This is a genomic window from Streptomyces sp. NPDC008150, assembly GCF_042956945.1.
Lineage (GTDB): Bacteria > Actinomycetota > Actinomycetes > Streptomycetales > Streptomycetaceae > Streptomyces.
Window position 1 is genome coordinate 203,993 of sequence record NZ_JBIBHJ010000012.1, and the last position, 26,595, is coordinate 230,587.

At 73.4% G+C, this 26,595-nt stretch carries 19 protein-coding genes; 4 read left to right on the forward strand and 15 right to left on the reverse strand.

What is annotated here, in order from left to right; genetic code table 11:
• Window positions 1-54 precede the first annotated feature (54 nt).
• The 4 genes from ACFZA0_RS27210 to ACFZA0_RS27225 form a co-directional block, all read right to left on the reverse strand.
• Window positions 55-747 carry a response regulator gene (locus ACFZA0_RS27210; protein WP_391021689.1) on the reverse strand — a complete coding sequence of 231 codons (693 nt, stop codon included), beginning with the start codon at window positions 745-747 and terminating at the stop codon, window positions 55-57.
• Window positions 744-1,904 carry a histidine kinase gene (locus ACFZA0_RS27215; protein ID WP_391021691.1) on the reverse strand — a complete coding sequence of 387 codons (1,161 nt, stop codon included), beginning with the start codon at window positions 1,902-1,904 and terminating at the stop codon, window positions 744-746. Before ACFZA0_RS27215 ends, ACFZA0_RS27210 begins: the two co-directional genes overlap by 4 nt.
• The gene (locus tag ACFZA0_RS27220; protein WP_391021693.1) at window positions 1,901-2,425 is read right to left on the reverse strand and encodes a DUF1453 domain-containing protein; all 525 of its coding nucleotides are present in this window, start codon (window positions 2,423-2,425) and stop codon (window positions 1,901-1,903) included. The genes ACFZA0_RS27215 and ACFZA0_RS27220 overlap by 4 nt, the downstream gene beginning before the upstream one ends.
• 300 nt (window positions 2,426-2,725) lie before the next feature.
• A complete protein-coding gene (locus tag ACFZA0_RS27225; RefSeq protein ID WP_391021695.1) occupies window positions 2,726-4,849 on the reverse strand; it encodes a DNA gyrase subunit B in 2,124 nt (707 codons plus the stop codon).
• Between the two features lie 448 nt (window positions 4,850-5,297).
• Between ACFZA0_RS27225 and ACFZA0_RS27230 the strand changes: the two genes are divergently transcribed.
• Entirely contained in the window at window positions 5,298-5,528 is a 231-nt protein-coding gene (locus ACFZA0_RS27230; RefSeq protein WP_391021697.1) for a hypothetical protein, read from the forward strand.
• Between the two features lie 174 nt (window positions 5,529-5,702).
• Here ACFZA0_RS27230 and ACFZA0_RS27235 read toward each other — a convergent pair whose 3' ends face one another.
• The 7 genes from ACFZA0_RS27235 to ACFZA0_RS27265 all read right to left on the reverse strand — a co-directional run bounded on the left by ACFZA0_RS27235 (window position 5,703) and on the right by ACFZA0_RS27265 (window position 17,657).
• Window positions 5,703-6,551 (reverse strand): trypsin-like serine protease, encoded by an 849-nt coding sequence (locus ACFZA0_RS27235; RefSeq protein WP_391021698.1) that lies wholly within the window; start codon window positions 6,549-6,551, stop codon window positions 5,703-5,705.
• Between the two features lie 124 nt (window positions 6,552-6,675).
• Window positions 6,676-8,217, reverse strand: a complete 1,542-nt coding sequence (locus ACFZA0_RS27240; protein WP_391021700.1) for an RNA polymerase sigma factor — start codon at window positions 8,215-8,217, stop codon at window positions 6,676-6,678.
• 610 nt (window positions 8,218-8,827) lie between these two features.
• The gene (locus ACFZA0_RS27245; protein ID WP_391021702.1) at window positions 8,828-9,718 is read right to left on the reverse strand and encodes an FCD domain-containing protein; all 891 of its coding nucleotides are present in this window, start codon (window positions 9,716-9,718) and stop codon (window positions 8,828-8,830) included.
• A gap of 173 nt (window positions 9,719-9,891) precedes the next feature.
• The gene (locus ACFZA0_RS27250) at window positions 9,892-11,868 is read right to left on the reverse strand and encodes an ATP-binding cassette domain-containing protein (protein WP_391021704.1); all 1,977 of its coding nucleotides are present in this window, start codon (window positions 11,866-11,868) and stop codon (window positions 9,892-9,894) included.
• Between the two features lie 184 nt (window positions 11,869-12,052).
• A complete protein-coding gene (locus ACFZA0_RS27255) occupies window positions 12,053-12,814 on the reverse strand; it encodes an NUDIX domain-containing protein (protein WP_391021706.1) in 762 nt (253 codons plus the stop codon).
• Window positions 12,815-13,622: 808 nt separating this feature from the next.
• Complete coding sequence (locus tag ACFZA0_RS27260; protein WP_391021708.1) at window positions 13,623-15,656, reverse strand: glycogen debranching N-terminal domain-containing protein; 2,034 nt, start codon at window positions 15,654-15,656, stop codon at window positions 13,623-13,625.
• 396 nt (window positions 15,657-16,052) lie between these two features.
• Window positions 16,053-17,657 (reverse strand): DUF4192 family protein, encoded by a 1,605-nt coding sequence (locus ACFZA0_RS27265; RefSeq protein WP_391021709.1) that lies wholly within the window; start codon window positions 17,655-17,657, stop codon window positions 16,053-16,055.
• Between the two features lie 330 nt (window positions 17,658-17,987).
• Here ACFZA0_RS27265 and ACFZA0_RS27270 point away from each other — a divergent pair, with 330 nt between their 5' ends.
• Complete coding sequence (locus ACFZA0_RS27270) at window positions 17,988-20,153, forward strand: RecQ family ATP-dependent DNA helicase (protein WP_391021710.1); 2,166 nt, start codon at window positions 17,988-17,990, stop codon at window positions 20,151-20,153.
• Between the two features lie 574 nt (window positions 20,154-20,727).
• Window positions 20,728-21,357: a hypothetical protein gene (locus ACFZA0_RS27275; RefSeq protein ID WP_391021712.1), complete on the forward strand. Its 630-nt coding sequence runs from the start codon at window positions 20,728-20,730 to the stop codon at window positions 21,355-21,357.
• A gap of 314 nt (window positions 21,358-21,671) precedes the next feature.
• Here ACFZA0_RS27275 and ACFZA0_RS27280 read toward each other — a convergent pair whose 3' ends face one another.
• The 3 genes from ACFZA0_RS27280 to ACFZA0_RS27290 form a co-directional block, all read right to left on the reverse strand.
• Window positions 21,672-22,277, reverse strand: coding sequence for a hypothetical protein (locus ACFZA0_RS27280; protein WP_391021713.1), 606 nt, complete (start codon window positions 22,275-22,277; stop codon window positions 21,672-21,674).
• Between the two features lie 69 nt (window positions 22,278-22,346).
• Complete coding sequence (locus ACFZA0_RS27285) at window positions 22,347-23,048, reverse strand: ribonuclease HII (protein WP_391021715.1); 702 nt, start codon at window positions 23,046-23,048, stop codon at window positions 22,347-22,349.
• 105 nt (window positions 23,049-23,153) lie between these two features.
• Complete coding sequence (locus tag ACFZA0_RS27290) at window positions 23,154-23,777, reverse strand: TetR/AcrR family transcriptional regulator C-terminal ligand-binding domain-containing protein (RefSeq protein WP_391021717.1); 624 nt, start codon at window positions 23,775-23,777, stop codon at window positions 23,154-23,156.
• Between the two features lie 257 nt (window positions 23,778-24,034).
• Here ACFZA0_RS27290 and ACFZA0_RS27295 point away from each other — a divergent pair, with 257 nt between their 5' ends.
• Window positions 24,035-25,588 (forward strand): DHA2 family efflux MFS transporter permease subunit, encoded by a 1,554-nt coding sequence (locus ACFZA0_RS27295; RefSeq protein ID WP_391021719.1) that lies wholly within the window; start codon window positions 24,035-24,037, stop codon window positions 25,586-25,588.
• Window positions 25,589-25,689: 101 nt separating this feature from the next.
• On the opposite strand, the gene ACFZA0_RS27300 is transcribed toward ACFZA0_RS27295, so the two are convergent.
• On the reverse strand, window positions 25,690-26,583 hold the full coding sequence (locus ACFZA0_RS27300) for an ADP-ribosylglycohydrolase family protein (protein WP_391021721.1): 894 nt from the start codon (window positions 26,581-26,583) through the stop codon (window positions 25,690-25,692).
• Window positions 26,584-26,595 lie beyond the last annotated feature (12 nt).

Below are 26,595 nucleotides of genomic sequence, written 5' to 3' on the forward strand. Positions count from 1 at the left end.
AGACCGGGAAGATCCCCGACACTTTTCCCGGGACTCTTCACCCCATTAGGTGACTTAAACCCCTGGAGGTCGCACAAGTCCCTTTCCGTACGCGTAACGCACCGCCTGTGCGCGGTCCTTGAGGCCCGTCTTCGCGAAGAGGTTGTTGATGTGCGTCTTCACCGTGGCCGTGGAGACGTGCAGCCGACGGGCGATCTCCTGGTTCGAGAGCCCCTCCGCGATCAGCAGCAGTACCTCGGTCTCCCGCACGGTCAGCCCGTCGGGCGGCTCGACGGGCGCGGGCGGCACGGGAGTTGGCGCCGTGAGCCGTTCCAGCAGCCGCCGCTGGATGGTCGGGGACAGGCCCGCCTCCCCCGACAGCACGCTGTGCACGGCCCGTTGGATCTCGTCGCCGCCAGCGTCCTTGGTCAGGTAGCCGCGCGCACCGGCCTCCAGGGCGGGGAACAGCGACTCGTCGTCCACGTACGTGGTGAGCACCACGACCTGCGTGCCGGGATGGCGGGCGCGAATCCTGCGGGTCGCCTCGACGCCGTCGCACCGGGGCATGCGCAGGTCCATCAGGACGACGTCCGGGGCGAGTTCGGCGACGAGCCGCACCGCCTCCTCGCCGTCGCCCGCGGCGCCCACGACCTCGATGCCGGACAGCAGTCCGAGCAGCATGACGATGCCCTCGCGCACGACGGTCTGGTCGTCGGCCACCACGACGCGGGCGTCCCGCTGCTCCGGCCCTCCCGGTCCCCCGGTCATGCCGGCACCCTCAGCGTCACCGCGAACCCCTCCTCGACCGGTCCGGCGTCCAGGGAGCCGCCGAGCAGTTCGGCACGCTCCCGCATGCCCAGCAGACCGTATCCGGCTCCCGTGCCCGCGAGTTCGCCCGACCCGCCGCCGAAGTCCCTCACGTCGAGCGTCACTTCGCGTTCGCCGTACTCCAGGCTCAGCCGCACCCGCGCCCCGGGGGCGTGCTTGCGGACGTTGGTCAGTGCCTCCTGCGCGACCCTGCGCACGGCCTGCGAGGCCTCGGCGGGCAGGGGGCGCCGTTCACCCGTGACGGCGATGTCGGCACGGTCGGCACCGTCCGCCCGGCCGACGAGCTCGGCGAGGAAGTCCTCCAGCGGCGTCATGTCGCCGCGCAGCGCGGAGAGCGCCTGCCGGGTCTCGGAGAGACCGTCGCGGGCCATGCCGCGGGCCGCGACGACCCGGTCGAGGATCTGCTGCCGGTCCGCGCCCCGCTCGATCAGCAGCCGGGCCGCCTCCAGGTGCACGAGCTGGGCGGAGAGGCTGTGCGCGAGCACGTCGTGGATCTCCCGCGCGATCCTGGCCCGCTCGGCGAGCGCGGCCGACTCCGCCTCCGCCTCCCGCGCGGCCCGCTCCTGGAGCAGCAGCCGGTGGGCGCTGCCCCGGGCCTCCGCGTCCAGCCGCAGGACGTACCCGGCGAGGGCGAGACCGACGCCGGTGGCCACCGTGGTCAGCCAGGCGTCGTCGTTGACCGCCGCGTACGCCGCGAGGGCGGCACCGGCCGCCGGCACGCCCGCCGCGAGGGGCAGCCGTTCCAGGGCGACGACCGTGCAGGCGCACCAGATGACCAGCGCGGGGAGCCGGAAGCCGGTGAGCCCGGCGACGACGGCGACGCCGTACAGCGCGGTGAACAGGCCGAGGGACGGCCACAGACGGTGGTCGAGGGTCGTGCGGGCGAAGGCCCAGGCCGTGCTCGCCGCGACGGCGACCCCGGCGGCCACCCCGAGGGTCTCCCAGCCGCGCACGTCGTTCCCGCTGACGACGACCCACAGGATCGTCCCGAAGATCATCAGCCGTCCGACGACACCGAGCACCCGCCGGGCGCGGGTCAGTCCGATCCGTCCGAGCGCCTCGCGGGAGGGCCAGCGCGTCCAGTCGTTCTCCGTCACACCCGCTCCTTCCACCGGGGCGGCACCACGGGGCCACCGTATGTCCGGGCCGCGCCGCGCGCCGGGGCCAGGGTGGACGAGCGCCAGGTGAGGACCCCGGCGCGGACCAGCAGGGTGACGGCGAGCGCGAGCAGCACGGCCGAGCTGTCCTGCCGGACGCCGAGCGCCGAGCCGAGGGCATAGAGGCCGACGCGCAGCGCTATGCCGACGCCCCAGACGGCCGCGCTCGCCCCGGTGCCCCTGCTCCACACCGAGCCGTCCGCCTCCGCCCAGACCCGCGTCGTGGCCGCCCAGCCGAGGCCGAGCGCGACGGCGACGAGCAGTTCGGCGCCGAGGAGCACGGCCGACGTGGCGCGGTGGCGGCCGTCGAGCAGGCCGGAGCCGGTCAGCGCCGCACCGCCGAGGACGGCGGGCAGCAGCCACCAGCGGCGGTCCGTGCCGAGCCGGCGGGCCCTGAACTGGCGTACGAGCAGCAGCGCGACGACGGCGACCGCGAGGAGCACGTTGACGGGCTGGGACATCACGGGCCTCCGAGGGCGGGACGGGTGTCGGAGACCGGTGCCGCCGACACCCATGACGTTACGGAGAACGGCGTCCGGGCACGTCGGAGCGGGGATGGACGCCGGGTGGATCCTGGCGGCCCGCGGAATCCACCCACGGGTGGAGAGATCGCCCCGGCGGTGACGTGCGCCGCCGGAACGCACGGCGCCGCCCCGGCCCGGCGGAAGAAAGCCGGGCGGGGCGGCGCGGAGTGGCGCGGGAGGCGCCCCGCCGCCGCACGTTCGAAGCAGGCGCTCGAACCGGCTGCGGGCGCCGGTGCCTCAGACGTCGATGCGGGACCGGTCCAGCGTCGCCGCCGAGCCGGAGATGAACTCCTTGCGGGGGGCCACGTCGTTGCCCATCAACAGATCGAACACTTGCTCGGATGCGTCCAGGTCCGAGATGTTGATGCGCCGCAGGGTGCGGTGACGGGGATCCATGGTGGTCTCCGCGAGCTGGTCGGCATCCATCTCGCCGAGGCCCTTGTAGCGCTGGATCGAGTCCTTGTAGCGCACGTTCTTGCGCTGGAACTCCAGCAGCTTCTCGCGCAGCTCGCGGTCGGAGTACGTGTAGACGTACTTGTCCTGGCCCTTCTTCGGCTGGCTCAGCTCGATGCGGTGCAGCGGCGGCACCGCGGCGAACACCCGGCCGGCCTCGACCATGGGCCGCATGTAGCGCTGGAACAGGGTCAGCAGCAGGCAGCGGATGTGCGCGCCGTCGACGTCGGCGTCCACGAGCAGGATGATCTTCCCGTAGCGGGCGGTGTCGAGGTCGAACGTACGGCCGGACCCGGCTCCTATGACCTGGATGATCGCGCCGCACTCGACGTTCTTCAGCATGTCCGTGACGGACGACTTCTGGACGTTGAGGATCTTGCCGCGGATCGGCAGCAGCGCCTGGAACTCGGAGTTGCGGGCGAGCTTGGCCGTGCCGAGCGCGGAGTCGCCCTCGACGATGAACAGCTCGCTGCGCTCGACGTCGTCGCTGCGGCAGTCGGCGAGCTTCGCCGGCAGGGACGACGACTCCAGGGCCGTCTTGCGGCGCTGCGCGTCCTTGTGCTGACGTGCGGCGATCCGGGTGCGGGCGGCGGCGACGGCCTTCTCCAGGACGACCCGGGACTGCTGCGCGGCGTCCCGCTTCGTGCCGGTCAGGAACGCCTTGAGCTCCTTGGTGATCACCGTGTTCACGATCCGGCGCGCCGCGGAGGTGCCGAGGACCTCCTTGGTCTGGCCCTCGAACTGAGGTTCGGCCAGCCGGACGGTGACGACCGCGGTGAGCCCCTCCAGGGCGTCGTCCTTGACGATGTCGTCCTCGGCGACCCGCAGCATCTTCTTGGCGCGCAGGACGTCGTTGATCGTGCGCGTCACGGCCTGCTCGAAGCCGGAGACGTGGGTGCCGCCCTTGGGCGTCGCGATGATGTTGACGAAGGACCGCAGCGTGGTGTCGTACCCGGTGCCCCAGCGCAGCGCGACGTCGACGCCGAGCTCACGGGTGACCTCGGTCGGGGTCATCTGGCCGTGGTCGTCGAGAACCGGCACCGTCTCCTTGAAGGTGCCCTGGCCGGACAGGCGCAGCACGTCGCAGATCGGCTTGTCGGTCGCCAGGTACTCGCAGAACTCGCTGATGCCGCCGTCGAACCGGAACGACTCCTCGCCCTTGCTGCCGCCCTCGCCCAGGCCGTACTCGTCGCGCACGACGATGGTCAGGCCGGGTACCAGGAACGCGGTCTGCCGGGCCCGCTGGTGCAGGTTCTCCAGGGAGAGCTTGGCGTCCTTGAGGAAGATCTGCCGGTCGGCCCAGTACCGCACACGCGTGCCGGTGCGGGTACGGGGGATCCGCTTCGTCTTGCGCAGGCCGCTGTCGGCGTCGAACTTCGCGTCGGGGCCGTCGCCGGCGAAGGCACCGGGGACGCCGCGCCGGAAGCTGACGGCGTGGACGCTGCCGCCGCGGTCGACCTCGACGTCCAGGCGCGCGGAGAGGGCGTTCACGACGGAGGCGCCGACGCCGTGCAGACCGCCGGAGGCGGCGTAGGAGCCACCGCCGAACTTGCCGCCCGCGTGCAGCTTGGTCATGACGACCTCGACGCCGGAGAGGCCGGTCTTGGGCTCGACGTCGACGGGGATGCCGCGGCCGTTGTCCCGGACCTCGACGGAGGCGTCGTCACGCAGGATCACTTCGATGTGGTCGCAGTGGCCACCGAGGGCCTCGTCCACTGAGTTGTCGATGATCTCCCACAGGCAGTGCATCAGGCCACGGCTGTCGGTCGATCCGATGTACATGCCCGGACGCTTGCGCACGGCCTCGAGGCCTTCGAGGACGAGCAGGTGCCGCGCGGTGTAATTGGAACCGTCCCGGTCTGCTCCTGCCAGCAGAGCTGTGGACGGCACGGACGTGTCGGCGGTCACGCGGTTCGCTCCTCGCTGAATTTCAGGTGGGGCCCTTCTGGGTAAGGGCGCGGCTACTGTCGCCGCTGAGAGGGTACCGAGGCCTGGTAGAGCCGTTGTAACGCCACCCTCACTCCGATCTCAGACTAGTCCACGGCCCTCCGCGGTCGTATGCCTGTTCGATCCCTCGATGGAGTGAAGTACATATCACGTTCCCTTCGGGGCATGAACCATTTAGGCTCCGGGCACGTCCTCTTTCACAACCGGCAAGCCGGCCGGGAGGACGTGACCGACCACAGCGCGAACCCGTAAGACACACAGACACGCAATACGGCACATTCGCCGCCAACCGGTAGCAGACAACCGCCTCGGGAACTTTTTTCGAGGAAAAGCCACGAGCGGGAACGTTTTGGGGCTGGTTGGATGTTGACCCTGGTACGACAGCTCGTCGAGCTAGAGAAGAGGCGACGTGACTACTGTTCTGACCCCCGCGAGCCCGCTGACGGCCGCTGATCGCTGCGACCGCTGCGGCGCCCAGGCATACCTGCGCGTCGTCCTGCTGAGCGGCGGAGAACTGCTCTTCTGCGCCCACCACGGCCGCAAGTTCGAGCCGGAACTCAAGAAGATCGCCGCTGAGATACAGGACGAGACGGAGCGGCTCACGACCGTTCCCGCAAGCGCCGACGAAGAAGAGCGCTGACACTTCGCATCCACGACGAGCCATCCGGCGTGTGCCGGTGAGCGGGCGGTCGCCCCTGGTGACAGGGGCGGCCGCCCGTCCTCGTGTCCGGACGGCCCGCCCCCCGCGACTCCCGGCCGGGGCCCGGGGCGCCACCGCAACGCCTCCCCGACGGCCCCAGCCGCCCCGTGACGGCTACTTCGCGGCCGCCGGGGCGGTCATGGCCTCCAGGGCCGCCGCGACGCCGGAGACGCGCGCGTAGACGCCGGGACTGCCGGCGGCGCCGCACCCCGCACCCCAGGACACGAGACCGATCAGGCGCCCCTGGGCGACCAGCGGGCCCCCGCTGTCGCCCTGGCAGGCGTCCTTGCCGCCCCGCGTCTCCCCCGCGCACAGCATGCTGTCGGCGCGGTAGGTGCCCTCGCCGCCGCCCGGGTAGGCCTGCTCGCACTCCGCGTCGGCGAGCACGTGCACGTTCGCGGCCCTCAGGTGGGTCGGGTAGCTCCCCGAGCCGCTGGTGTCGCCCCAGCCGTAGACCGTGGCGGCGGTGCCCGCCCGGTACGCGGGGTCGCCCTCGGGCGCCATGGCGATGACCGACGCGGCGGGCAGGGCCTCGGCGAGGGTGAGGACGGCGAAGTCGCCGGCGTTGCTGGTCTCGTCGTAGGCGGGGTTGATCCGCGCGTCCCGGATCGCGATCTCCTGCCCGTCGGTGGAGAGCAGGTCCGTGCGGTTGGCCACCACCCTGAGGTCGGGCATGTCGTTGGGCGCCCCGCCCAGCACCTCCTTGCTCAGGCAGTGGGCGGCGGTCAGCACAGTGGTCCGGTCGATCGCGACACCCCCGCAGAACTGTCCCGCGCGGGTACGGCCGAACCGGTCACGGCTCGACAGGGCGACCGTCCAGGGGCTCGTGGAGACGTCGACGGGGAAGCCCCCGACGACGACCCCGTCGGCGGCCGCGGGCGGCGAGAGAACCAGTGGTACGGCGGTCGCCGCGGCGGCCAACGCCAGCGGGCGGACCAGCGCCCGGACAACAGGACGGCGCATGCGCGCTCCTCACTCCGTGGTGATCGATGGGAGTCCCACAGTCATCCACCGGTCGTCGCCACGCAGCACGAGGGCCCGGCCCCTCCTCGTGGAGGGGCCGGGCCCGGACGCCGTGCGGAGCGGTCTAGTCGAGGTAGTCCCGCAGCACCTGCGAGCGCGACGGGTGCCGCAGCTTCGACATGGTCTTCGACTCGATCTGGCGGATGCGCTCACGCGTGACGCCGTAGACCTTGCCGATCTCGTCGAGGGTCTTCGGCTGACCGTCGGTGAGACCGAAGCGCATCGAGACGACGCCCGCCTCCCGCTCGGAGAGCGTGTCGAGGACCGAGTGGAGCTGCTCCTGGAGGAGCGTGAAGCTGACCGCGTCGGCGGGGACCACGGCCTCGGAGTCCTCGATGAGGTCACCGAACTCGCTGTCACCGTCCTCGCCCAGCGGGGTGTGCAGCGAGATGGGCTCGCGGCCGTACTTCTGGACCTCGATGACCTTCTCGGGGGTCATGTCGAGTTCCTTCGCCAGCTCCTCCGGGGTGGGCTCGCGGCCCAGGTCCTGGAGCATCTGGCGCTGGACGCGGGCCAGCTTGTTGATGACCTCGACCATGTGCACCGGGATACGGATGGTGCGGGCCTGGTCGGCCATCGCGCGGGTGATCGCCTGACGGATCCACCAGGTGGCGTACGTGGAGAACTTGTAGCCCTTGGTGTAGTCGAACTTCTCGACCGCTCGGATCAGACCGAGGTTGCCCTCCTGGATGAGGTCCAGGAAGAGCATGCCGCGGCCGGTGTAGCGCTTGGCCAGGGAGACCACCAGACGGAGGTTGGCCTCCAGGAGGTGGTTCTTGGCGCGACGGCCGTCCTCGGCGATGATCTCCAGCTCGCGCTTCAGCTTCGGCGCGAGCTTGTCCGAGTTGGCCAGCTTGTCCTCGGCGAAGAGACCGGCCTCGATGCGCTTGGCGAGTTCGACCTCCTGCTCGGCGTTGAGGAGGGGGACCTTGCCGATCTGCTTGAGGTAGTCCTTGACCGGGTCGGCGGTGGCACCGGCGGCGGCGACCTGCTGCGCGGGCGCGTCGTCCTCGTCGTCGTCGGACAGGACGAACCCGGCGGCCTCGGTGCCCTCGGGCTCGTCACCCGTCTTGGGCGTGGTCTCCTCCGCGCCCTCGTCCTCGGCGAGCTCGGCGTCGTCCTTCTTGCCCGCGGTCTTCTTCGCGGCCGTCTTCTTGACGGCCGTCTTCTTCGCGGCCACCTTCTTGGCGGCGGTGGTGGTCTTCTTGGCGGCGGCCTTCTTCGCCGGCGAGTCGTCCTCCACGGACGCTTCCGCGGCGGGGGCCGTCGAGGTGGCGCTGGCAGTGGCCTTGCGGGTGGTCACCGTCTTCGCGGCGACCGTCTTGGTGGCGGTGCGCTTGACCGGACTCTTCGCTGCGACGCTCTTTCGGGTGCGCTTTGGCTCCGCGGCACTGACCATCAGCGTCACACCCTCTTCCTCGAGGATCTGGTTGAGGCTGCGCAGTACGTTCTTCCACTGAGTGGCCGGAATCTGGTCAGCTTCGAAGGCCCGACGCACATCGTCGCCGGCGATCTGCCCCTCAGCCTTTCCCCGCTCAATGAGCGCCATGACAGAGACGGACTCGGCGATCTCAGGCGGGAGCGTACGGGATGTGCTGGCCGACACGAACAACCTCTCGGAACGTTGGAAAACGGCTTCCGGCCCCGCCCACGGGGGGACAGGAACCGACCACCGGCTTGGGGATGGGCCGACGGTGCGGGCTGGGCCGGGAGGTTTCACAGCGCCGTGGCCGGCGCCCCTATTCCCTCCGCGGCTATCACCTCTTAGGTCATCGCACTGCCCGCACGAGCGTTACGCCCAATCTGCGTGGCCCGAGTCACACCCCGTAAGCGGTCAAAAAATGTCAAATGCATGCATAAAGGGCCGTCTCCAACGATCGCACACCCGTCGCGGACCATGCTTGGCACGATCCGCACGATCCGCACGATCCGCACGATCCGCACGATCCGCACGATCCGCACGATCCGCACGATCCGCACGATCCGCACGATCCGCACGGTCCGCCCGGCGGACCGCCGTCGGGGAAACCGGGGGACCGGCCGGCGCCGGGGCGAGTACCGCTGGGGCGACGGCCGGACGTCCGGACGTCGTCCGGCGGGGCCGCGGGCTCCGGCGGGGGCCCGGCGAGGAGCCGGTCCGCCGGCCGGGAGCCGCGGGAGGAGAACGCGCGCCGCGAGGAGACGCACGGGGAGCCGGCCCCGCGCCGGAGCGGGACTCAGTGCTCGCGCGGCGCGGGAACCACCCGCTCCACCTCGGGGTGCACCGTCAGGAGCTGGCGCACCGCGGCCTCGGCCGCCACACCGTCGCCCGCGGCCACGGCGTCGACGATCCGCGCGTGGTGGGCGAGGGCGGCCTCCGTGGGCCGGTCGCAGCCGGTGACCGGCCCGCCGGAGACCTGGAGGGCGGCGGAGACGATCCCGAAGAGGTGCTCCAGCATGCGGTTGCCCGCGATCTGGATCAGCAGGGAGTGGAACTCGGCGTCGGCACGGGAGAAGGTCAGGGCGTCGCCCTGGGACATCGCGTGGCCCATGATCTCGACCATGTCGGCAAGGCGCTGCTGCATGTCCTCGCGCCCGTGCCCGGCGGCGGCCAGGCGGGCGGCGAGGGGTTCGATCGTCCAGCGCAGCTCGCCCAGTTCGCGACGCTGGTCGTCACGCTGCGGGCCGAAGGCGCGCCATTCGATGATGTCCGGGTCCAGGAGATTCCAGTCGCTGACGGGACGCACGCGCGTACCGACGTTGGGCCGGGCACTGACCAGGCCCTTGGCCTCCAGCACGCGGAGCGATTCACGGACGACCGTGCGGGACACCTCGAAACGCTGGCCGATCTCCTCCGGCACCAGCGGGCGGTCCGCGCCCAGGTCGCCGGAGACGATCATCTGGCCGAGCTGTTGGACGAGTTGACCGTGCAGGCCGCGTCCGCGGCTGCCGGCGGCACGGCGGCCGACGCGGCCGAGCTCCGACTCGGAGCCCTCCCACGCGGGTGCGGACACCCGGTCGGGGCCGGGGGTCTCGGCATAGGGGTAGCGGTCGAGTTCGCCAGGACCGACGAGACCGGAGTCTGCGGAACGGGCGGCGGTCATCATGGTGTGCGCAAGGGTACTCACGGATCCTTTGTCGGCGTTGTCTCCAACTCCCTTGAGGGCTTTGGTGAAAAGCACACGAAAGGGTGATCGCTCACCCCGTCGCAATTGACGCCTTATCGGAAAGAAATGGGCGTTCGGCACGGAGTTGTGCACAGGACCCCCCGGAAAGTGCCGCGACGGGGTAGGGGCGACCGTCAGCGAAGCCTGCCGCGCAGGGTCGTGCACACGTAGGCCGCGGCCAGCGTCGCCAGCGACAACGTCAGTGCGGTGGCCACGGGTTGGGCCACGACCCGGGCAGCCGCGACGACGTAACGGTCACCGCCGAAGGGCCACTGGAGCAGCAGCACCTCGCGCAACCGGGCCGGGAATCCGGCCGCCGTGCGCATCTCCGGCCCGCTCAGGCCCCGTTCCAGGAGCGGCACGACGAGGACGGGGACGGCGACGACCGCCGCGAGCCCGGCGGTCGTCGAGCGGAACAGTCCTGCCGCGAGGACGCCCGCGCACGCGCAGCCCGCCACGAAACCGGCCCAACTCGCGCCCATCGGCAGCCAGTCGGCGGGAACCCCGGCGAGCTCCCGTCCGTAGAACAGGTAGAGCGCCGCGGCGTCGCAGCCCACGGCGAGGACGGCCACCGCCAGCGCCACGGCGGAGGCGACGACGAGCTTCGCGGTCAGCAGCCCCAGCCGACGGGGCACGGTGCCGCGGTCCGCCGCGAGCGCGGGATGGCGGAACTCGTCACCGAACGCCAGTGCCCCCACCAGTCCCGCACCCAGCGCGGCGGCGGGCAGCGGCAGTTCCCGTGGCCAGGCGGCCAGCAGCCGGGGCTGCGGGGTGTGCCCGATGCGCGCGGCGATCACGGCGGTGACGACGGAGACGGCGAGAGCGACGGCGACGACGAGGAACCCCGTGCCGGTGCCGCAGGTCCGGCGCAGTTCGTAGCGCAGCGGACGCAGGGGGCCCGGTGCGGAGCGTACGGAGATGGGCGGAGGCAGGGCGGAACCGGAGACCAGGGTGGGAGCGGGGGCCGTGTTGGGGGCGAGGGCCGGGTTGCGGGCGGGGATCGGGCTGAGGGTCGAGGTGCGCGCGGCAGGCGTGTGCGCGACGGCCGGCGAGGCGGCCGGGAGGACTTCCGTCGGGGTGGAATCGGTGTCGCCGCCGGGCGTGACCGCCCCCGTGAGCAGCGCCGCGGAAGGGGACTTGCCGGGCGGGCCGGGCGCGGGCTCCGGCCCCGACCCGAACTCCGGTTCCCGTGCGGCGGATGCCGTCGGCGTCTCCTGCGGGAGATGGGTACCGAGGCCCATGTCACCTGTCTCGTGCGCCAGTTGGTGGACGAGGATGCCGTGCCGGAACGCGGTGTCGCCCACGTCCGCGCAGGTACTCCCGTACACGGAAAGGCGGTTGCCCTGCTCGCGGACCACTTCCACCGATCGGCGCGCGGCGCGGGCCTCCTTGGTCAGCAGCGCCGCGAGCCGGGCCGCGTGCGGGCTGCGGACGGCGACACGGGGGCGCAGCCGGGTACGGGCGAAGTCGACCGCGTCCTGGTCGGCCACGAGCCGGCCCCCGTCGAGGGTGACGACGCGGTCGGCGGTGCGTGCCGCCTCCTTGGCGTCGGAGGTGCTGAACAGGACGGTGCCGCCCTGCGTCACGTGCGCCCGCAAGGTGGCGTGCAGCCAGCCGCTCTCCCGTGCGGCGAGCCGGGCGGTGGGCTCGTCGAGCACGAGGGTGTGCGGATCGCAGAGCAGGGCGCAGGCGAGACCGAGACGACGGTCCATGCCGTGCGACAGGGTGCCGAGCCGTTCCTCCCGGAGGCCGACGAGGCCCACGACCTCGAGGACCTCGTCCGCACGCCGCACCGGAACCCCCGCCGCTGCGCACAGCATGCGCAGGTGCCCGCGGACCGTACGGGCCGGATGTCCCGGGACGTCGCCCAGCAGGACGCCCACCTCGCGCGACGGATGGGCGATGCGGTGCAGGGGGCGGCCTCTGAACCGGGTGATGCCACGGCCCTGTTCGAGTTCGAGCATGAGTCGGAGCAGTGTGGTCTTGCCCGCGCCCGGCGCTCCGAGGAGCGCCGTGACGCGGCCCGCCCGGGCGTCGAAGGAGACGTCGTCGACAGCGGCGGCGGCAAGGCCCTTGCGCGGGATGCTGGTCAGTCCGAAGGCCTGGATCACCCGATGCAAGATAGCGCGCTATGTCCGTTTCGCCGGGCAGCGCGGGGCCTTGCGCGCACGGGGTGGACGGCATGGTCCGCAGCGCGGTGGACGGCGCGTACGGACTCGTGTTCGCCCACCGGAAACGGGGTCGGGGCGCAGGGCGGGCGGGGAGCCGCCGCGGGGAGCCGAGCCGCCCTCGCGGTCAGACCTCGGGGCGCAGCATCGGCGGGTTCAGCAGGGTCGCGCCGCCGGCGCGGAAGAGCTGCGCGGGACGGCCGCCCTGGCGGGTGGTGGTGCCGCCGGTGGGGACCAGGAAGCCCGGTGTGCCCGTCACCTTGCGGTGGAAGTTGCGCGGGTCGAGGGCGACACCCCACACCGCCTCGTACACGCGGCGCAACTCGCCCACCGTGAACTCCGGGGGGCAGAACGCGGTGGCGAGCGACGAGTACTCGATCTTGGACCGGGCCCGTTCGACCCCGTCGGCGAGGATGCGGGCGTGGTCGAAGGCGAGGGGTGCCACCGGTTCGCCGCCCTCACGGCCGGTGCCGCCCTGGAGCAGCAGTTCTTCGACGGGTGCCCAGCGCGCGTTGCTGGCGTCGCCTCCCGCGCGGGGGGCGGGCAGGTCGGGGGCGAGCGCGAGGTGCGCGACGCTGACCACCCGCATCCTCGGATCGCGCTTCGGATCGCCGTAGGTCGCGAGCTGTTCGAGATGGGCGCCGTGGTCCTGGGCGGGACTCGCGGGGTCGTGCGCCTGGAGACCCGTCTCCTCCGCCAGCTCGCGCGCGGCGGCCTGTGCGAGGTCCTCGTCGTCCCGTACGAATCCGCCGGGGAGCGCCCAGCGCCCCTGGAACGGGGACTCGCCCCTGCGTACCGCCAGCGCGTACAGGGCATGGCTGCGTACGGTCAGCACCACCAGGTCCACGGTGACGGCGAACGGCGGAAAGGCTGACGGGTCGTAAGGCATGCCGCGATCATAGTCGTCTGCCTGACGATAAACACTCCCTTCGCAGGTACCGCGCGGGACGGATCGCCGGTGAGCGCCGCCGTCTCACGACGTCTGCCCACGGTCGGCGCCTACCGCGGCGGCCGCGGCGGTCCCTCGACGACGCGGCCGATCGCCGCCGGGCGGGGCGGACCGCCGCCGGGGGACCGACGTGGCCGGCGCCGGGCGGGGCCGGTGCGCGGCCGGGCGCGAAGCCGGGCGATGCGCATGGGCCGCACCGGGCGGAGCCTCGCGGGGCAGGACCGGGCGGTGCGCGGCCGGACGCGAAGCCGGGCGATGCGGATGGGCTGCACAGGGCGCGAGGTTTGGGCCAGGCGCACGGGCCGCACCGGGCGGAGCCTCGCGGGGCCGCCGGACCGGGTGGCGCGCGGCCGGACAGGGCCGGTACGCAGCCGGACGCGAAGCCGGGCGATGCGCACAGGCCGCACAGGGCGGAGCCTCGCGGGGCCGGACCGGACGGTACGCGGCCGGACAGGGCCGGTACGCAGCCAGACGCGAAGCCGGGCGATGCGCACAGGCCGCACAGGGCGGAGCCTCGCGGGGCCGGACCGGACGGTACGCGGCCGGACAGGGCCGGTACGCAGCCAGACGCGAAGCCGGGCGATGCGCACAGGCCGCACCGGGCGCGAGGTTTGGGCCAGGCGCAATCGTCAGGGGGTGCGCGCGCTGGGGCCGACCGGGCGCAAGAACCGGACCGAGCGCAAACGCCAGGGGGGCGCAGAGACCGGGCCGGCGCGAGGCCGTGCCGTGCGCGAGGCCTCGCCGCCGCTCACGCCCCCAGTTGAAGTCCGTCGGCGGCCTCCTCCACCATGGCCAGTCCGAGTCTGCTGATCCGTACGGAGAACGGGGCGCCCGCGACCCGCAGTCCCGTCAGGCTCACCTCGCCGAGTGGCGCCCCGCGCAGCGGCCGCAGGGTGACCGTGCCCGCCGGGGCGTCCGGTCTGATGCCCGCGACGGCCGTCATCAGGAGCACCCCGGCCGCTGCCGAGGTGGCCGAGGGCCGGCACGCCGCCGGATGGGGAAGGGGGACGCCTCCGGCGGTGCGCTGCTCCCCCGCGTACATCTCCGGCAGCCGGTGTCCGAAGGCCTCCGCCGCCGCGAGCAGCCCGGACAGCAGGCCGGCCGCCTCACGCTCGTACCCGGCCGCCCCGAGCCCGGCGACGGCGACCGCCGTCTCGTGGACCCGCACCGCTCCGCCCCGGTGACCGAACGGGTTGTGGCCCGGCTCCTTCGCGCCCAGCCCCCGCAGTCCCCACCCGGAGTCCATGGCGGGCGCGCCCAGCAGACGGGCCAGTTGCTCGGTCCTCACCTTGTCGAGCAGCCCGGCCGCGTACTCACCGGCGCCCAGCAGCCCGGTGTCCAGCAGGTGTGCCGCCGCTGCCCTCAGGTACGGCACCGTGCGGCCGTCGGGTGTCAGGGCCGCCGCGGGCCGGCCGCCGCCCCGGTCCTCCACCCAGAAGCGCTCCCGGAACGCCGCCCTCAGTTCGTCGGCCCACTGTCGCAGCCCGGCGCCGCCGGGCCGTCCGCAGTCGTCGAGCAGATCGGCACCGAGCAGTGCCGCTCGCAGGGCATGGGACTGCGTCTCGCAGCGGACCGGCCCGCCGGGACTCGGATCGCACAGGAACGGACCGTCGCCCACGGTGTTCCTCAGCCAGGCCAGGCAGCGTTCCGCCACCGGCAGCAGCTCCTGCGTGTCCTGCTCCGGCAGCCCCCACCGGCGCGCCTCTGCGAGAAGCACCGGGAACAGCAGCGTCGCCTCCGTGCCGGTGCAGCCCGGCGGCAGGTGAATCCCGGCGTCCCGTCTCGGCCCGGGGATCAGGCCGGCCTGCGGGTCCCGGGCCCCTCGCTGGGTGCGCCCCAGCGCGCGCAGGGTGCCCGCGGCGAGCCGTGTGCCCAGGGGCAGCGCCATGCGGGCCCCGGCCAGCGCCTCCGCCGGTGACATCCCGCACCGCCAGGGCGCACCTGCCGCGAGGTAGACGTCCCCCGGGTGCGCCAGGTCGCGCAGCAGCAGTGCGTGCAGGTCCTCGACGCTGGTGCGCAGCAGCGCCTCGACCGCGGTGGTGTCGCCCTGGGCCCGTGCGGTGGCGAGCGGATTGGTGGCCGACCTGCCCACGGGACGCAGCGGTCCCGCTCCCTCCAGGCGCACCCGCAGGTCGAGTGTCCTGCTGCCGCCCGGGGGCAGTTCGATCTCCCACCGCATGAGTCCCGCGGAGGCCAGCGCGTCGGCCGGGGGCGGCTGCGAAGTGACCGACACGCGCCCCGCGGGAGACGTCCAGCGCAGGCCCGAGTCGTGGACGGTGGCGGCCAGTTCGGGCCCGGGGCGACCGGAGGCGATCGCGCCCAGGTCCGCGAGGTCGGTGGCCAGGGACACCTCGACCGGCAGCCGCAGCGGACGCGGCGACGCGCTGGTCAGGGTGATCCGCTCGGTACCGTCCGCGTGCCGGGTCCGCTCGACGACGAGGTCGGGATCGGGCCCCGCCCCCGGGGAGACCCGCAGGACCCCCACGAACCGGGCCCGGTCCGCACCCGTCGTGCGCCCCTGGACGGCGAGCGGCTCGCGCCCCGCCACCCGCACCTCGCAGCGCGAGAGCAGGCGCCGGCCCGACCGGTAGAACCCGTCCAGTCCGCGGCCCGTCAACTGGCCCCCCTCCCCCGAGATCACCAGACCGGGAAGGGCGACGCCGATCAGCGCGGCGTGGCTCGCCGGAAGACCCGCGGACCGGAACGCACCACCGGGCGGAGGCTGACCGGGGACAACTGCCGCTCTCCCGGCGGTGGCCGAGGGCGGAGTCGGCTGGTGCATGTGCGGCTTCCTCTGCGCTCTGCGTGCCACCGACATGTACGACGGACTGGAGGACTGGTACGGCGGGTGCGACGCGGGGTTCGGACTGGGGGCTCGGACCGGGGCTCGGGCCCGGTCGGGCCGCCGGCGGGGCGGTGGGGCAGGTGAGGACGGTGGACGTCAACTGGCTTGGTTTTCCCGGGCTTTCGGCACGGGAGCGGGACGGGTGACGGTCGCGGAACGGCCGGCCGGTCCGATCCGGTCATGCGTTCCGCCACTCAGGTGAACGGGCCGGGACTGCCCGGGGTCACGCCCACCGCGGCAACGCCGACCGATTGGCGGGGTGGTACGGCCGACGGCCGGGCCTCCTGGCGCACTCCGTCCTGCCCCCTCCCGCTCCCTCGGAGGTGCGCGTGCTCACGACTCCTCCTCGACCCCGGCGACGTCACCGGCCCCCTCCGCTCCCCCGGCAACACCGGCCCCTCCGGCCCGCGGGCGCGGCGCCCCGGCCCGGCCAGCGCCACCGCCGATGCCGCCGGGCGCCTTCGCATCCCTGCGGGCCGCATCGGGGCGGGTGTCACCGTCGGGCCGAGGGCCTCCCGGTCCCTTGCCGCGAGCGGCCGACAGGTTGCGCGACGCGTGGCGGAGGTGACCGTCCGCGAGGCCGCGTCCCCTCCGCCGCCGACGCGAGGAGGGAGAAGGAGAAGGAGAGGAAGGAGACGGTGGCGAGAAGGGCGGGGGCAGGGTGCGGGGAGAGGCCGAATCGGACGGCCCGCGCGACCCCTCACCCACCGGCTCCTCCTCCCGCTCGCCCGGCTCCTCCCCGCCCCTCGACCCGACGCCCGGTTCCCTCCTCGCGCGTTCCGCCCGCAGACAGCGGCGGACGGACTCCGGATCCAGACCCTCGTTGCATGCCTGGTGGAGCAGGCGGGCGAAGAGGTAGTCCGGGTCCGCCCCGAGCGCCATCGCCAGGGCCTCCCTCGCTTCGACGCCGTCGCCCGAGGACCACGCGACCCACCCGGCGAGCGTCAGCGGCGCGGCGGCGTGCTCCCCGTACGGGCCGACGCAGCGGCGCGCTAGGGCCCGCCACAACCGGAGCGCCGGGCCTGCCTCGTCGCCCTCCATCCACTCCGCCGCGCGGTCCCGGGTCGTCCGGTCCTGGAGCCCGAGGACGAGACGGGCCGCGTCGGCGTCACCCAGCAGTTCGTCGTCCTGGCGGTCGGCCCGCGCGGTACGGGGCTCCGGGGGTGCGGCGGCGAGTCGGCCCATGACCCGGCGGGCCATGTCCAGGGTCTCCTCCGCCACCACCCCGCGCTCCGCGTCGTCCAGGATCCGCGGAACCAGTGCGAGGCCGGCCGTGTCCAGCGCCAGTTCCTGGGAGGCGGTGTCCGCGGTGCTCCGGGGAAGCAGCCTGGCCCGCAGTTCGCGCAGGGTGCCGCGGACCTGAAGTCCCGCGTACGTGGCCGCGGCGGCCAGTACGGAGGTGCCCGGCAGTCCCATCGGAATGCCGTCCGGCGGGCAGCAGTCGGCGCTCGGGCAGCAGTACGACCAGAAGCGGCCGTCCGAGACGCACAGCGCCTCGATGACCGGGACGTCGAGCCGTCCGCACTCGGTGCGGATCAACTGGGCCAGCGGACGCAGGCGTTCGACGACCTCCTGCCCCGTCTCCCCCGGTACCGGGTCCTGGCACAGGTAGGCGACCATCTGCTCGGGCCGCGCGCCCCGGCGCTCGCCCCCGGTGACCAGGCCACGCGTCAACTGCCTTACCGCTGACGCCCAGTCGTCCTCGCCCGGCGGAATGCCGAGCCGGGCCCTGCCGCCGAACCGGCCGCGTCCCCCGTGGTCGTGCAGGGAGACCAGCACGATGCTGTCCTCGGGGCGGTACCCGAGTACGTACGGCAGGGCGTCGGCCAGCTCCGCCGGAGTGCGCAGGGTGACCTGGTGCTCCGCGTCCCGTTCGCCGTACGCGACGGACCCCGGCCCGCTCGCGGTCCCGCGTCCGAGCCCCGTCCCCGAACCCACGCCACCGGCCCCCGCACCCCCGCGGCCTCCCGCACCCGCGCAACCGGCGCCCCCGCCGTCTCCCGCACCGGCACCGGCACCGGCACCGGCACCGGCACCACCGTGCACCCCGCGCTCACCCCGCACCCCCTTTCGCCTCTCGATGTCACCGAATTCGCCGCCAAAGGCGCTTGATCCCGTTTCGCCGTGATTCGTCATGCGCCGACCATCCCGCAGATCCCGGCCTCCCGTTTGCCCCTGTGGACAACTCGGGTCAGGGACACATCAATCCGGACGGGTCCGTCCACAGCCGCACCGCGGATGTCCCCGCCGTCCTGTTGGATGGGACGTATGGAGCACACGAGCAACGCGGATCTCAGGGAGGCGGCCGACGCGGTCCTCGCCCGTCTCGTCGGGGACCCCACGGGCACGGCACGGCTGCGCGAGGACCAGTGGCGCGCGATCGAGGCGCTGGTCGCCGACGGGCGCCGGGCCCTGGTGGTGCAGCGCACCGGGTGGGGAAAGTCCGCCGTCTACTTCGTGGCGACCTCACTGCTGCGGGCACGGGGCAGCGGCCCCACCGTGATCGTCTCCCCGCTGCTCGCGCTCATGCGCAACCAGGTGGAGGCGGCGGCCCGCGCGGGCATCCGGGCCCGGACGATCAACTCGTCGAACACGGAGGAGTGGGACACCGTGCGCGGCGAGATCGCGTCGGGCGAGGTCGACGTCCTGCTGGTCAGCCCGGAGCGGTTGAACAACCCGGACTTCCGTGACCAGGTGCTGCCCCAACTGGCCGCCGCCACCGGCCTGCTCGTGGTCGACGAGGCGCACTGCATCTCCGACTGGGGCCACGACTTCCGTCCCGATTACCGCCGGCTGCGCACGATGCTCGCCGACCTCCCCGCCGGTGTCCCCGTCCTGGCGACGACCGCGACGGCCAACGCGCGCGTGACAGCCGACGTCGCCGAGCAGCTCGGCACCGGCGGTTCGTCGGACGCCCTGGTCCTGCGCGGCCCGCTGGACCGGGAGAGCCTGAGCCTCTCCGTGCTGCGACTGCCGGACGCGGCCCACCGGATGGCGTGGCTCGCCGACCACCTGGACGACCTGCCGGGCTCCGGCATCATCTACACCCTCACCGTGGCGGCGGCCGAGGAGGTCACCGCCTTCCTGCGGCAGCGCGGGCACACGGTCTCCTCGTACACGGGCCGCACGGAGAACGCGGACCGGCAGCAGGCGGAGGACGACCTGCTCGCGAACCGCGTCAAGGCGCTGGTGGCCACGTCCGCGCTGGGCATGGGCTTCGACAAGCCCGACCTGGGGTTCGTGGTGCACCTGGGCTCGCCCTCCTCCCCCATCGCCTACTACCAGCAGGTCGGCCGCGCGGGCCGCGGTGTCGAGCACGCGGAGGTGCTGCTGCTGCCGGGCAAGGAGGACGAGGCGATCTGGCAGTACTTCGCCTCGCTCGCCTTCCCGCCCGAGGACGTGGTCCGGCGCACGCTCGACGTGCTCGGCGGCGCCGGACGACCGCTGTCCCTGCCCGCCCTCGAACCGCTGGTCGAGCTGCGCCGCTCCCGCCTGGAGACGATGCTGAAGGTCCTCGACGTGGACGGCGCGGTCAAGCGCGTGCAGGGCGGCTGGATCGCGACCGGGCAGCCGTGGTCGTACGACACGGAGCGGTACGCGTGGGTGGCGCGGCAGCGCGCGACCGAGCAGGAGGCGATGCGCGAGTACGCGCGCACGACCCAGTGCCGCATGGAGTTCCTTCAGCGGCAGCTGGACGACGAGGGCGCGAAGCCGTGCGGCCGGTGCGACAACTGCGCCGGCGCCCGCTTCACCGCCGACGCCTCCGCCACCGCGCTGGACGCGGCGCGGGCCGACCTGGGGCGGGCGGGCGTCGAGGTCGAGCCGCGCCGCATGTGGCCGACCGGGCTCCCGGCGATCGGGGTCGAGCTGAAGGGCCGCATTCCGGCCGGTGAACAGGCCGCCGCCGGGCGGGCGTTGGGGCGGCTGTCGGACATCGGCTGGGGCAACCGGCTGCGCCCGCTGCTCACCCCGCGCACGCCGGACGCCCCCGTGCCGGACGACGTGGCGAAGGCGGTGGTCGGCGTGCTGGCCGACTGGGCGAAGGGGCCCGGCGGCTGGGCCTCCGGGTCGGCGGACGCACCGCAGCGCCCCGTGGGTGTGGTCACCGTCGCCTCCCGCGCCAGGCCCCAGCTGGTGGGCACCCTCGGCGCGCGCATCGCGGAGGTGGGCCGGCTGCCGCTCCTTGGTTCGGTGACGTACGCGGGTGAGGCGCCCGCCCTGCCCAGGAGCAACAGCGCGCAGCGCCTGAAGGGCCTCTACGGCGTGCTCACCGTGCCGCCGGAGCTGGCCGCCGCGCTGGCCGGCAACCCGGGGCCCGTGCTGCTGGTGGACGACTGGACGGAGACGGGCTGGACCCTCGCGGTCGCCGCCCGGCTGCTGCGCAGGGCCGGCGCAGAGGCCGTGCTGCCCCTGGTGCTGGCGGTCCAGGGGTGACCCGGGGGCGACGGCGACCGGGCGGAGGGCTCTTCCTCCCCCGGTCACCGGGCGCCCCGACCCGTCAGCCCCCGGATCTCGGTCTACGGCCCTCCCGGCCCCGGCCCCGCCCCCCGACCCATGGTCGCCGATCCCAGCCCCCGGCCCCGCCCCCCAAGCTCCGCCCGCGTCCCGCGTCCCGCGTCCCGCGTCCCGCGTCCCGCGTTCCCGACCGCCCCGAACCGCCGACCCCCGGATCCCAGGTCTCTGCCCTCCCCGGCCCCCGCCCCTGCTCGCCGACAGCGGTCACCGGCGCCAGTCCCCGGCCCCCTAACTTCCGCCCGCGCCCCCGCTCCTGGCCGCACCGGCCGCACCACGAGCCGTCCGGCGAAGCTCGCGGCGGGGATATATGGCGCGTACCGGCTGTTAAGGGGCGATGATCCCGATTGCTCGTTGCCGCAACCAAGTTCGACAGCGAGAATTGAGGTCCGCTCCCCGCACGGCTCGTCCGTGGTCCGGCAGGGCTTCGCTGCGGTGTGCGCTCCCCCGATTCCGACCTCGCCCGCAGTGTGGGCGCGTAGCCGAAGGGAGGACCGTGACCTTCGGATTCGCTCCGTCCCCGTCCACGTCGACGTCTGCCGACCTGTCCACCGTCTCCGCCACCTCCGTGGCCCGTCTGCTCGAACCCTCGGAGTGGGCCGCCGCCGGAATTCCCCTGCTGCGAAGTCCTCGCGAGGTCGTCACGGGACTCCACTCCCGGCACCGCCCCAAGCCGGCGACGGCGGTCGTGGCGGTGCTCGACCAGGACGAACGGGTGCGGGCGAGCGCCTCGTTCACCCGCCGCCCCGCGCCGGCCGACGGGTGGCTGTTCCGCAACACGCTGCTCGCGCACCTGCGCCGGGTGATTCCGCACGATCTGCGCCGCCGCACCCCGGTGCGCACCGCCGTGCTGCTCTACTGCCGTGACGGCGAGGCGCGCTGGACGGAGGAGGACGGGGCGTGGATGTGGGGCCTGCGCGACGCGTGCACCCTGCACGGGCTGCGCTGCGGGGCGTACATCACGCTCACCCGTGACGGGTGGCAGGTGCTGGGCGAGGGCCGTGGCGGACGGCATCCGAGCGCGGACTCCGTCCCTGAGCCCATCGGGCTGTCCGAGGCACCGCCCACGGTGCCCCGCACCGGCGGCGCGACCTCGGAGGTCCTGCGCAGGGCCGCGGCCCGCTGACGTCGGGGAGGCCGAACCCTCACCGCCGCCCGGCCGCAGCACCGACCGTCCGCCCGGCACGACGGCCAACTCCGCGCGCCCGCCCCGGAGATGACTCACCGCGGGCCGGTGCACGCCGAACCGCCGCGCGCAGCCGGGCGGTTGGCGGACTCGGGCGCGGCCGCGAACACGCGAACAGTCGGGCGGCCGGAAGTCAGGCACGCCCGAACGAACCCGGGCACACCTGAATCACCACCGCGCGAACGGCGCCTCGACCGGCGCCGCCACAGGACCGGGCGGGTCCTGGACCCGCCCCCGGCAGGGCCGGGGACGGCTCAGACGCCCGTGCCCAGAACCGAGTTGATCCGCTGCGAGTCGCCGCAGACGATCAGCAGCGTGCCGGCCCGGCCGAGAGCCAGGGGCAGCGCCGCGGAAACGGCTTCGGCGGAACCGCCGTTGACGGCGACCACGACCACGGGACGGGTCTTCGCACGCGCGGCCGCGGAGGCCCCCACGTAGAAGACGTCGTCGCCCGCGTCGTGCTGCGCCCAGTAGGACGCCTCGCCGAAGGACAGTTCGTGGGCGGCCCACGGGTGCGGTTCGCCGGTGGTGATCACCAGCACGTCACCCGGGGCACGCCCGGATTCCAGCAGCAGGTCGACAGCCTCCTCCGCGGCGTCGAGCGCGCCCTCGGCCGAGGCCGGGACGAGCTGGACCTGCGGGGTGGCCGAAGGCTGGACGGCGGTGCGGGCCGGGCCCGGAGCGGGCTTCGCCGCGTCGCGCGGCGTGCGTTGCACGGGCGGCGCGGGCCGGAGGGGACCCGGACGGCCGGGACGCGGCGGAGCCGCGGGGCGGGGGCCGGGTACGGGACGAGGGGTCGGCGCGATGCGGGGACCCTGGGCGCTCTCGTGAATCTGAGGCTCCTCGGGAATGAGAGGCATGACCTGATATTTATCAAACGTTGGTACGGCTCGCGTCAGCGGGTGGCACCTGAGCGCGAAGGGGAAGCGTCAGAAGTCGAAGCCGAGTTGCCCCTCGATCTTCGGAACGCTCGAATCCGCCCATGCGCGGACCTTCTTGAGGTGCCGCCACTGGGGCAGCGCATCAAGATACGCCCACGACAGACGGTGGTACGGGGTGGGGCCCCGCGTCTCCAGCGCGGCCCGGTGCACGGGGGACGGATACCCGGCGTTGGCCGCAAACCCGAAGTCTGCATGGTCGACGCCCAGTTCGGCCATCATTTTGTCGCGGTGAACCTTGGCGATCACCGAGGCCGCCGCGACGGCCACGCAGGACTGGTCGCCCTTGATGACCGTGCGGACCTTCCAAGGGTCGCCGAGGTAGTCGTGCTTGCCGTCGAGGATGACCGCGTCGGGCCGCTCGGGCAGCCCCTCCAGCGCGCGCACGGCGGCGAGCCGGAGCGCGGCGGTCATCCCGAGGGTGTCGATCTCGTCGTGGGAGGCGTGGCCCAGCGCGTACGCCGTGACCCACGCGCGCAGTTCACCGTCGAGGGCGTTGCGGCGCTTGACGGTGAGGAGCTTGGAGTCGGTGAGGCCCTCGGGGGGCCGCCGGAGTCCGGTGACCGCCGCGCAGACGGTGACGGGTCCCGCCCAGGCACCGCGGCCCACTTCGTCGACGCCGGCAATGATCTTCGCTCCGGTCGTTGCGCGGAGGGAGCGCTCGACGGTGTGAGTAGGCGGTTCGTACGGCATGGCGTTCCTAGCGTACGCCGCCCGGAGACGTCCGCGACACCCGGTGTCCGCGGTGCGCGGCACCCGGTGTCCGGGGCGGCGGCGGCCGGGTCGGGCCGGCAGGTGTCAGGCGGGTCCGTGGCGCAGCAGCGGGACCATCAACTGGTCGATCATCTCTTCCAGGTCCGGGTCGCTCCATTCGCTGCCGCACATCTTGGACCGGTACATCAGCATCGCCGGGATGGCGTCGAAGACGTAGGAGTTCGCCGCGTCGGGCCGCACCTCACCCCGCTCCATGCCGCGGCAGATGACCTCGCGCAGCAGCGCGATCGTCGGCTTCACGACCCCTTCGAGGATCACCAGCTGGAACTGTTCTCCTCGCGCCGCGTCGCATTCGTGAATGACGGAGCGCAGCGCCGCCCCGGAGCGGGAGAACATCGCCTCCCGGGCCTGCCGGCACAGCTCCAGCAGATCCTCGCGGACGCTGCCAGCGTCGGGGGCGTCCTCCAGACTCGGCAGTCCGGCCTGGAGGGCGTCGGCGACGAGGTCCTCCTTCGACGGCCAGCGCCGGTAGACCGCGGCCTTGCCCGTCTGGGCCGCGGTGGCCACGCCCTCCATCGTGAGGGCGTTCCACCCGACGGTGCCGAGCTGCTCCAGGGCGGCGTCGAGGATCGCGCGTTCCAGTACCGCGCCGCGTCGGCGGGCGGAGGCGGCCTGAGCGGGGGCTGCCTCCCGGTGCGGGGTGACCATGTCGTTCTCCAGGGGACGGGGGAAGGGAGCGGGCGGAGCCGGGCGGTGGGGACGGCACGAGGACCGGGGAGCCCTCAACGAACAGTGTGCGTGGACGAGTTGACGGGAGAGTGCCTCCGGCCTGCCCCGGGGGCAGCGAGGGGACACCTTCCCCGGACCGACTTCAAGTGAACGCTTGCGTTCCCTACTTGAGGCTCACTACGGTGGTACCGCGAGTGAACGCGAGCGTTCACTAAAGCCACAGTGGGGGACCCATAGTGACAACCTCTCAGTTGATCTCGGAGCGGAAGCCGGGAGCCGCCAGGCGGCAAGGACATCCCGGTATCGCGCTCGCCGTCATCGCCGCCTGCCAACTCATGGTGGTACTCGACGCGACGATTGTGAATATCGCGCTTCCGCACATTCAGGACGCGCTCAGCTTCAGCACGACCGATCTCACCTGGGTCGTGAGCGCCTACACACTCACCTTCGGCGGACTCCTGCTCCTCGGCGCCCGCGCCGGCGACATCCTGGGCCGCCGCCGGGTCTTCATGACCGGCATCCTGTTGTTCTCCGTCGCCTCGCTGCTCGGCGGACTCGCCCAGGAGCCCTGGCAGTTGCTGGCGGCGCGGGCCCTCCAGGGCATGGGCGGCGCCATCGCATCGCCGACCGCGCTGGCCCTGATCACGACCACGTTTCCCGAAGGACCCGAGCGCAACCGGGCGTTCGGGGTCTTCGCCGCGGTCTCCGCGGGCGGCGGCGCGCTCGGCCTGCTGGCCGGCGGCATGCTCACCGAGTGGCTCGACTGGCGCTGGGTGCTCTTCGTCAACGTGCCCATCGGCGTACTGATCGCGGTGCTCACCCCCCGCTACATCAACGAGTCCGAGCGGCATCCGGGCCGTTTCGACGTCGTCGGCGCGCTGACGTCGACCCTCGGCATGGTCGCCCTCGTCTACGGCTTCATCAGGGCGGCGGGCGAGGGCTGGCGCGACGGGCTGACGCTGGGTTCCTTCGGCGCCGCCGTCGTCCTGCTGCTGGCGTTCGTGCTGACGGAGAGGCGTGCGCCGGAGCCGATCACCCCGTTGAAGATGTTCCGCGACCGCAACCGCTCCGGCACCTACGTGATCATGCTGTGCCTGGCCGCCGCGATGTTCGGGATGTTCTTCTACATCGTCCTGTTCGTGCAGAACGTGCTCGGCTACAGCCCGATCAGGGCCGGGCTCGCCTTCCTGCCGGTGACCGTGGCGATCGCGGTGGGCGCGGGGCTCTCGCAGCGCTTCCTGCCGGTGCTCGGACCGCGGCCGTTCATGCTCGCGGGCGCCTCGCTCGCCACGGTCGGCCTGACCTGGCAGTCCTTCATCAGCCCCGACAGTTCGTACGTGGGCGGGGTGCTCGGCCCGATGCTCGTGTTCGGCTTCGGCATGGGGCTCAACTTCGTGACGGTGACCGTGACCGCGGTCGCCGGTGTCGCGCCGAGCGAGGCGGGCGCGGCCTCCGGGCTGCTCAACGTGACGCAGCAGGTGGGCGGTTCGCTGGGGCTGGCCATTCTGACCACGGTGTTCGGCTCGGCCAGCAGGGACGAGGCGACCAAGCAGGTGCCGAAGTTCCTGGCGAACGGTTCGGCTCAGCAGAAGGCGGAGTTCGCGCGGACCCACCAACTGCCCGGCTCCTGGGGCCACGAGGTGCTCGCGCAGGGGATCTCGACCGCCTTCGTCCCGGCGGCCGGCGCCGCCCTGATCGCCGTGGCCACCGCCCTGCTGGTGATCCGTGTCCGCAAGAGCGACCTGGAGGCACTGTCCGGGACGGCGTCGGCGGGACCGGCGGTCGTCTGAGCGGCAACCGGTCCGGCGCGTCGTCACCGCGCGCGCGTCCCTGCCGCGGGCTCCGAGCCCGCGGCAGGGACGCACGCGCGGCCGGCCGGGCGCGGCCCCGCTCAGGCCGCCGCCGGCACCCAGTCCGGCAGTGCCTCGGTCTGTCCCACCCAGCCGGCCGGCGGCGCCCCGGCGGGACCCGCGCCGAGGACGCCGCCCACGATGGCGCACGTCGTGTCCACGTCGCCGCCGACCTGCGCGGTCGTCCAGAACGCCTGCTCGAAGTCTCCGAGCGACCGCGCGGCGGACCACAACGCGAACGGCACGGTGTCGTGGGCGGCGGTACGGCGGCCGCAGCCCAGGACGGCGGCCACGGTGGCGGGGTCGGCGTAGTCGAGCATGTCCCGGGCACGCCGCAGCCCCGCGGTGACCGCGCTTTTCGGCAGCAGCGCGACGACGCCGTCGAGCAGCGCGTCGGGAGCGGGGGCGCCGCCGGGCGTCCCCGCCATGGCGGCGGCCGCGGCGACGGCCATGGCGCCGACGACGGCCTCGCGGTGCTGGTGCGTGGTGTAGGCGCTGATCTCGGCCTGGTGGGTGGCCTGTTCGGGGTCGTCGGCGTACCAGGCGCCGAGCGGGGCGATGCGCATCGCGGCCCCGTTGCCCCACGATCCCAGGCCGTCGAAGAGCCCGGCGGCCTGTTCGCGCCAGTCGGCACCCTCGCGGACGAGGCGCAGCATGCGGTTGACGGCGGGGCCGTAGCCGCGGTCGAAGTCGTGGTGGTCGGCGAACGCGTGGGCGAGGGCGTCCTGGTCGATCCGCCGGTGCGAGCCGAGCACGGCGACGACCGAGCAGGCCATCTCGGTGTCGTCGGTCCACTGCCAGGGACCGTCCGGCACCTCGCGCCGCCTGAGCAGCGGAAGGTTCGCCGGAACGAAGTACTGCGACCCGAGCGCGTCGCCCACGGCAAGCCCCCGCAGACTGGCCAGCGCCCGGTCCAGACGCTCGTCGGTGTTCATCGTGCCGCTCCC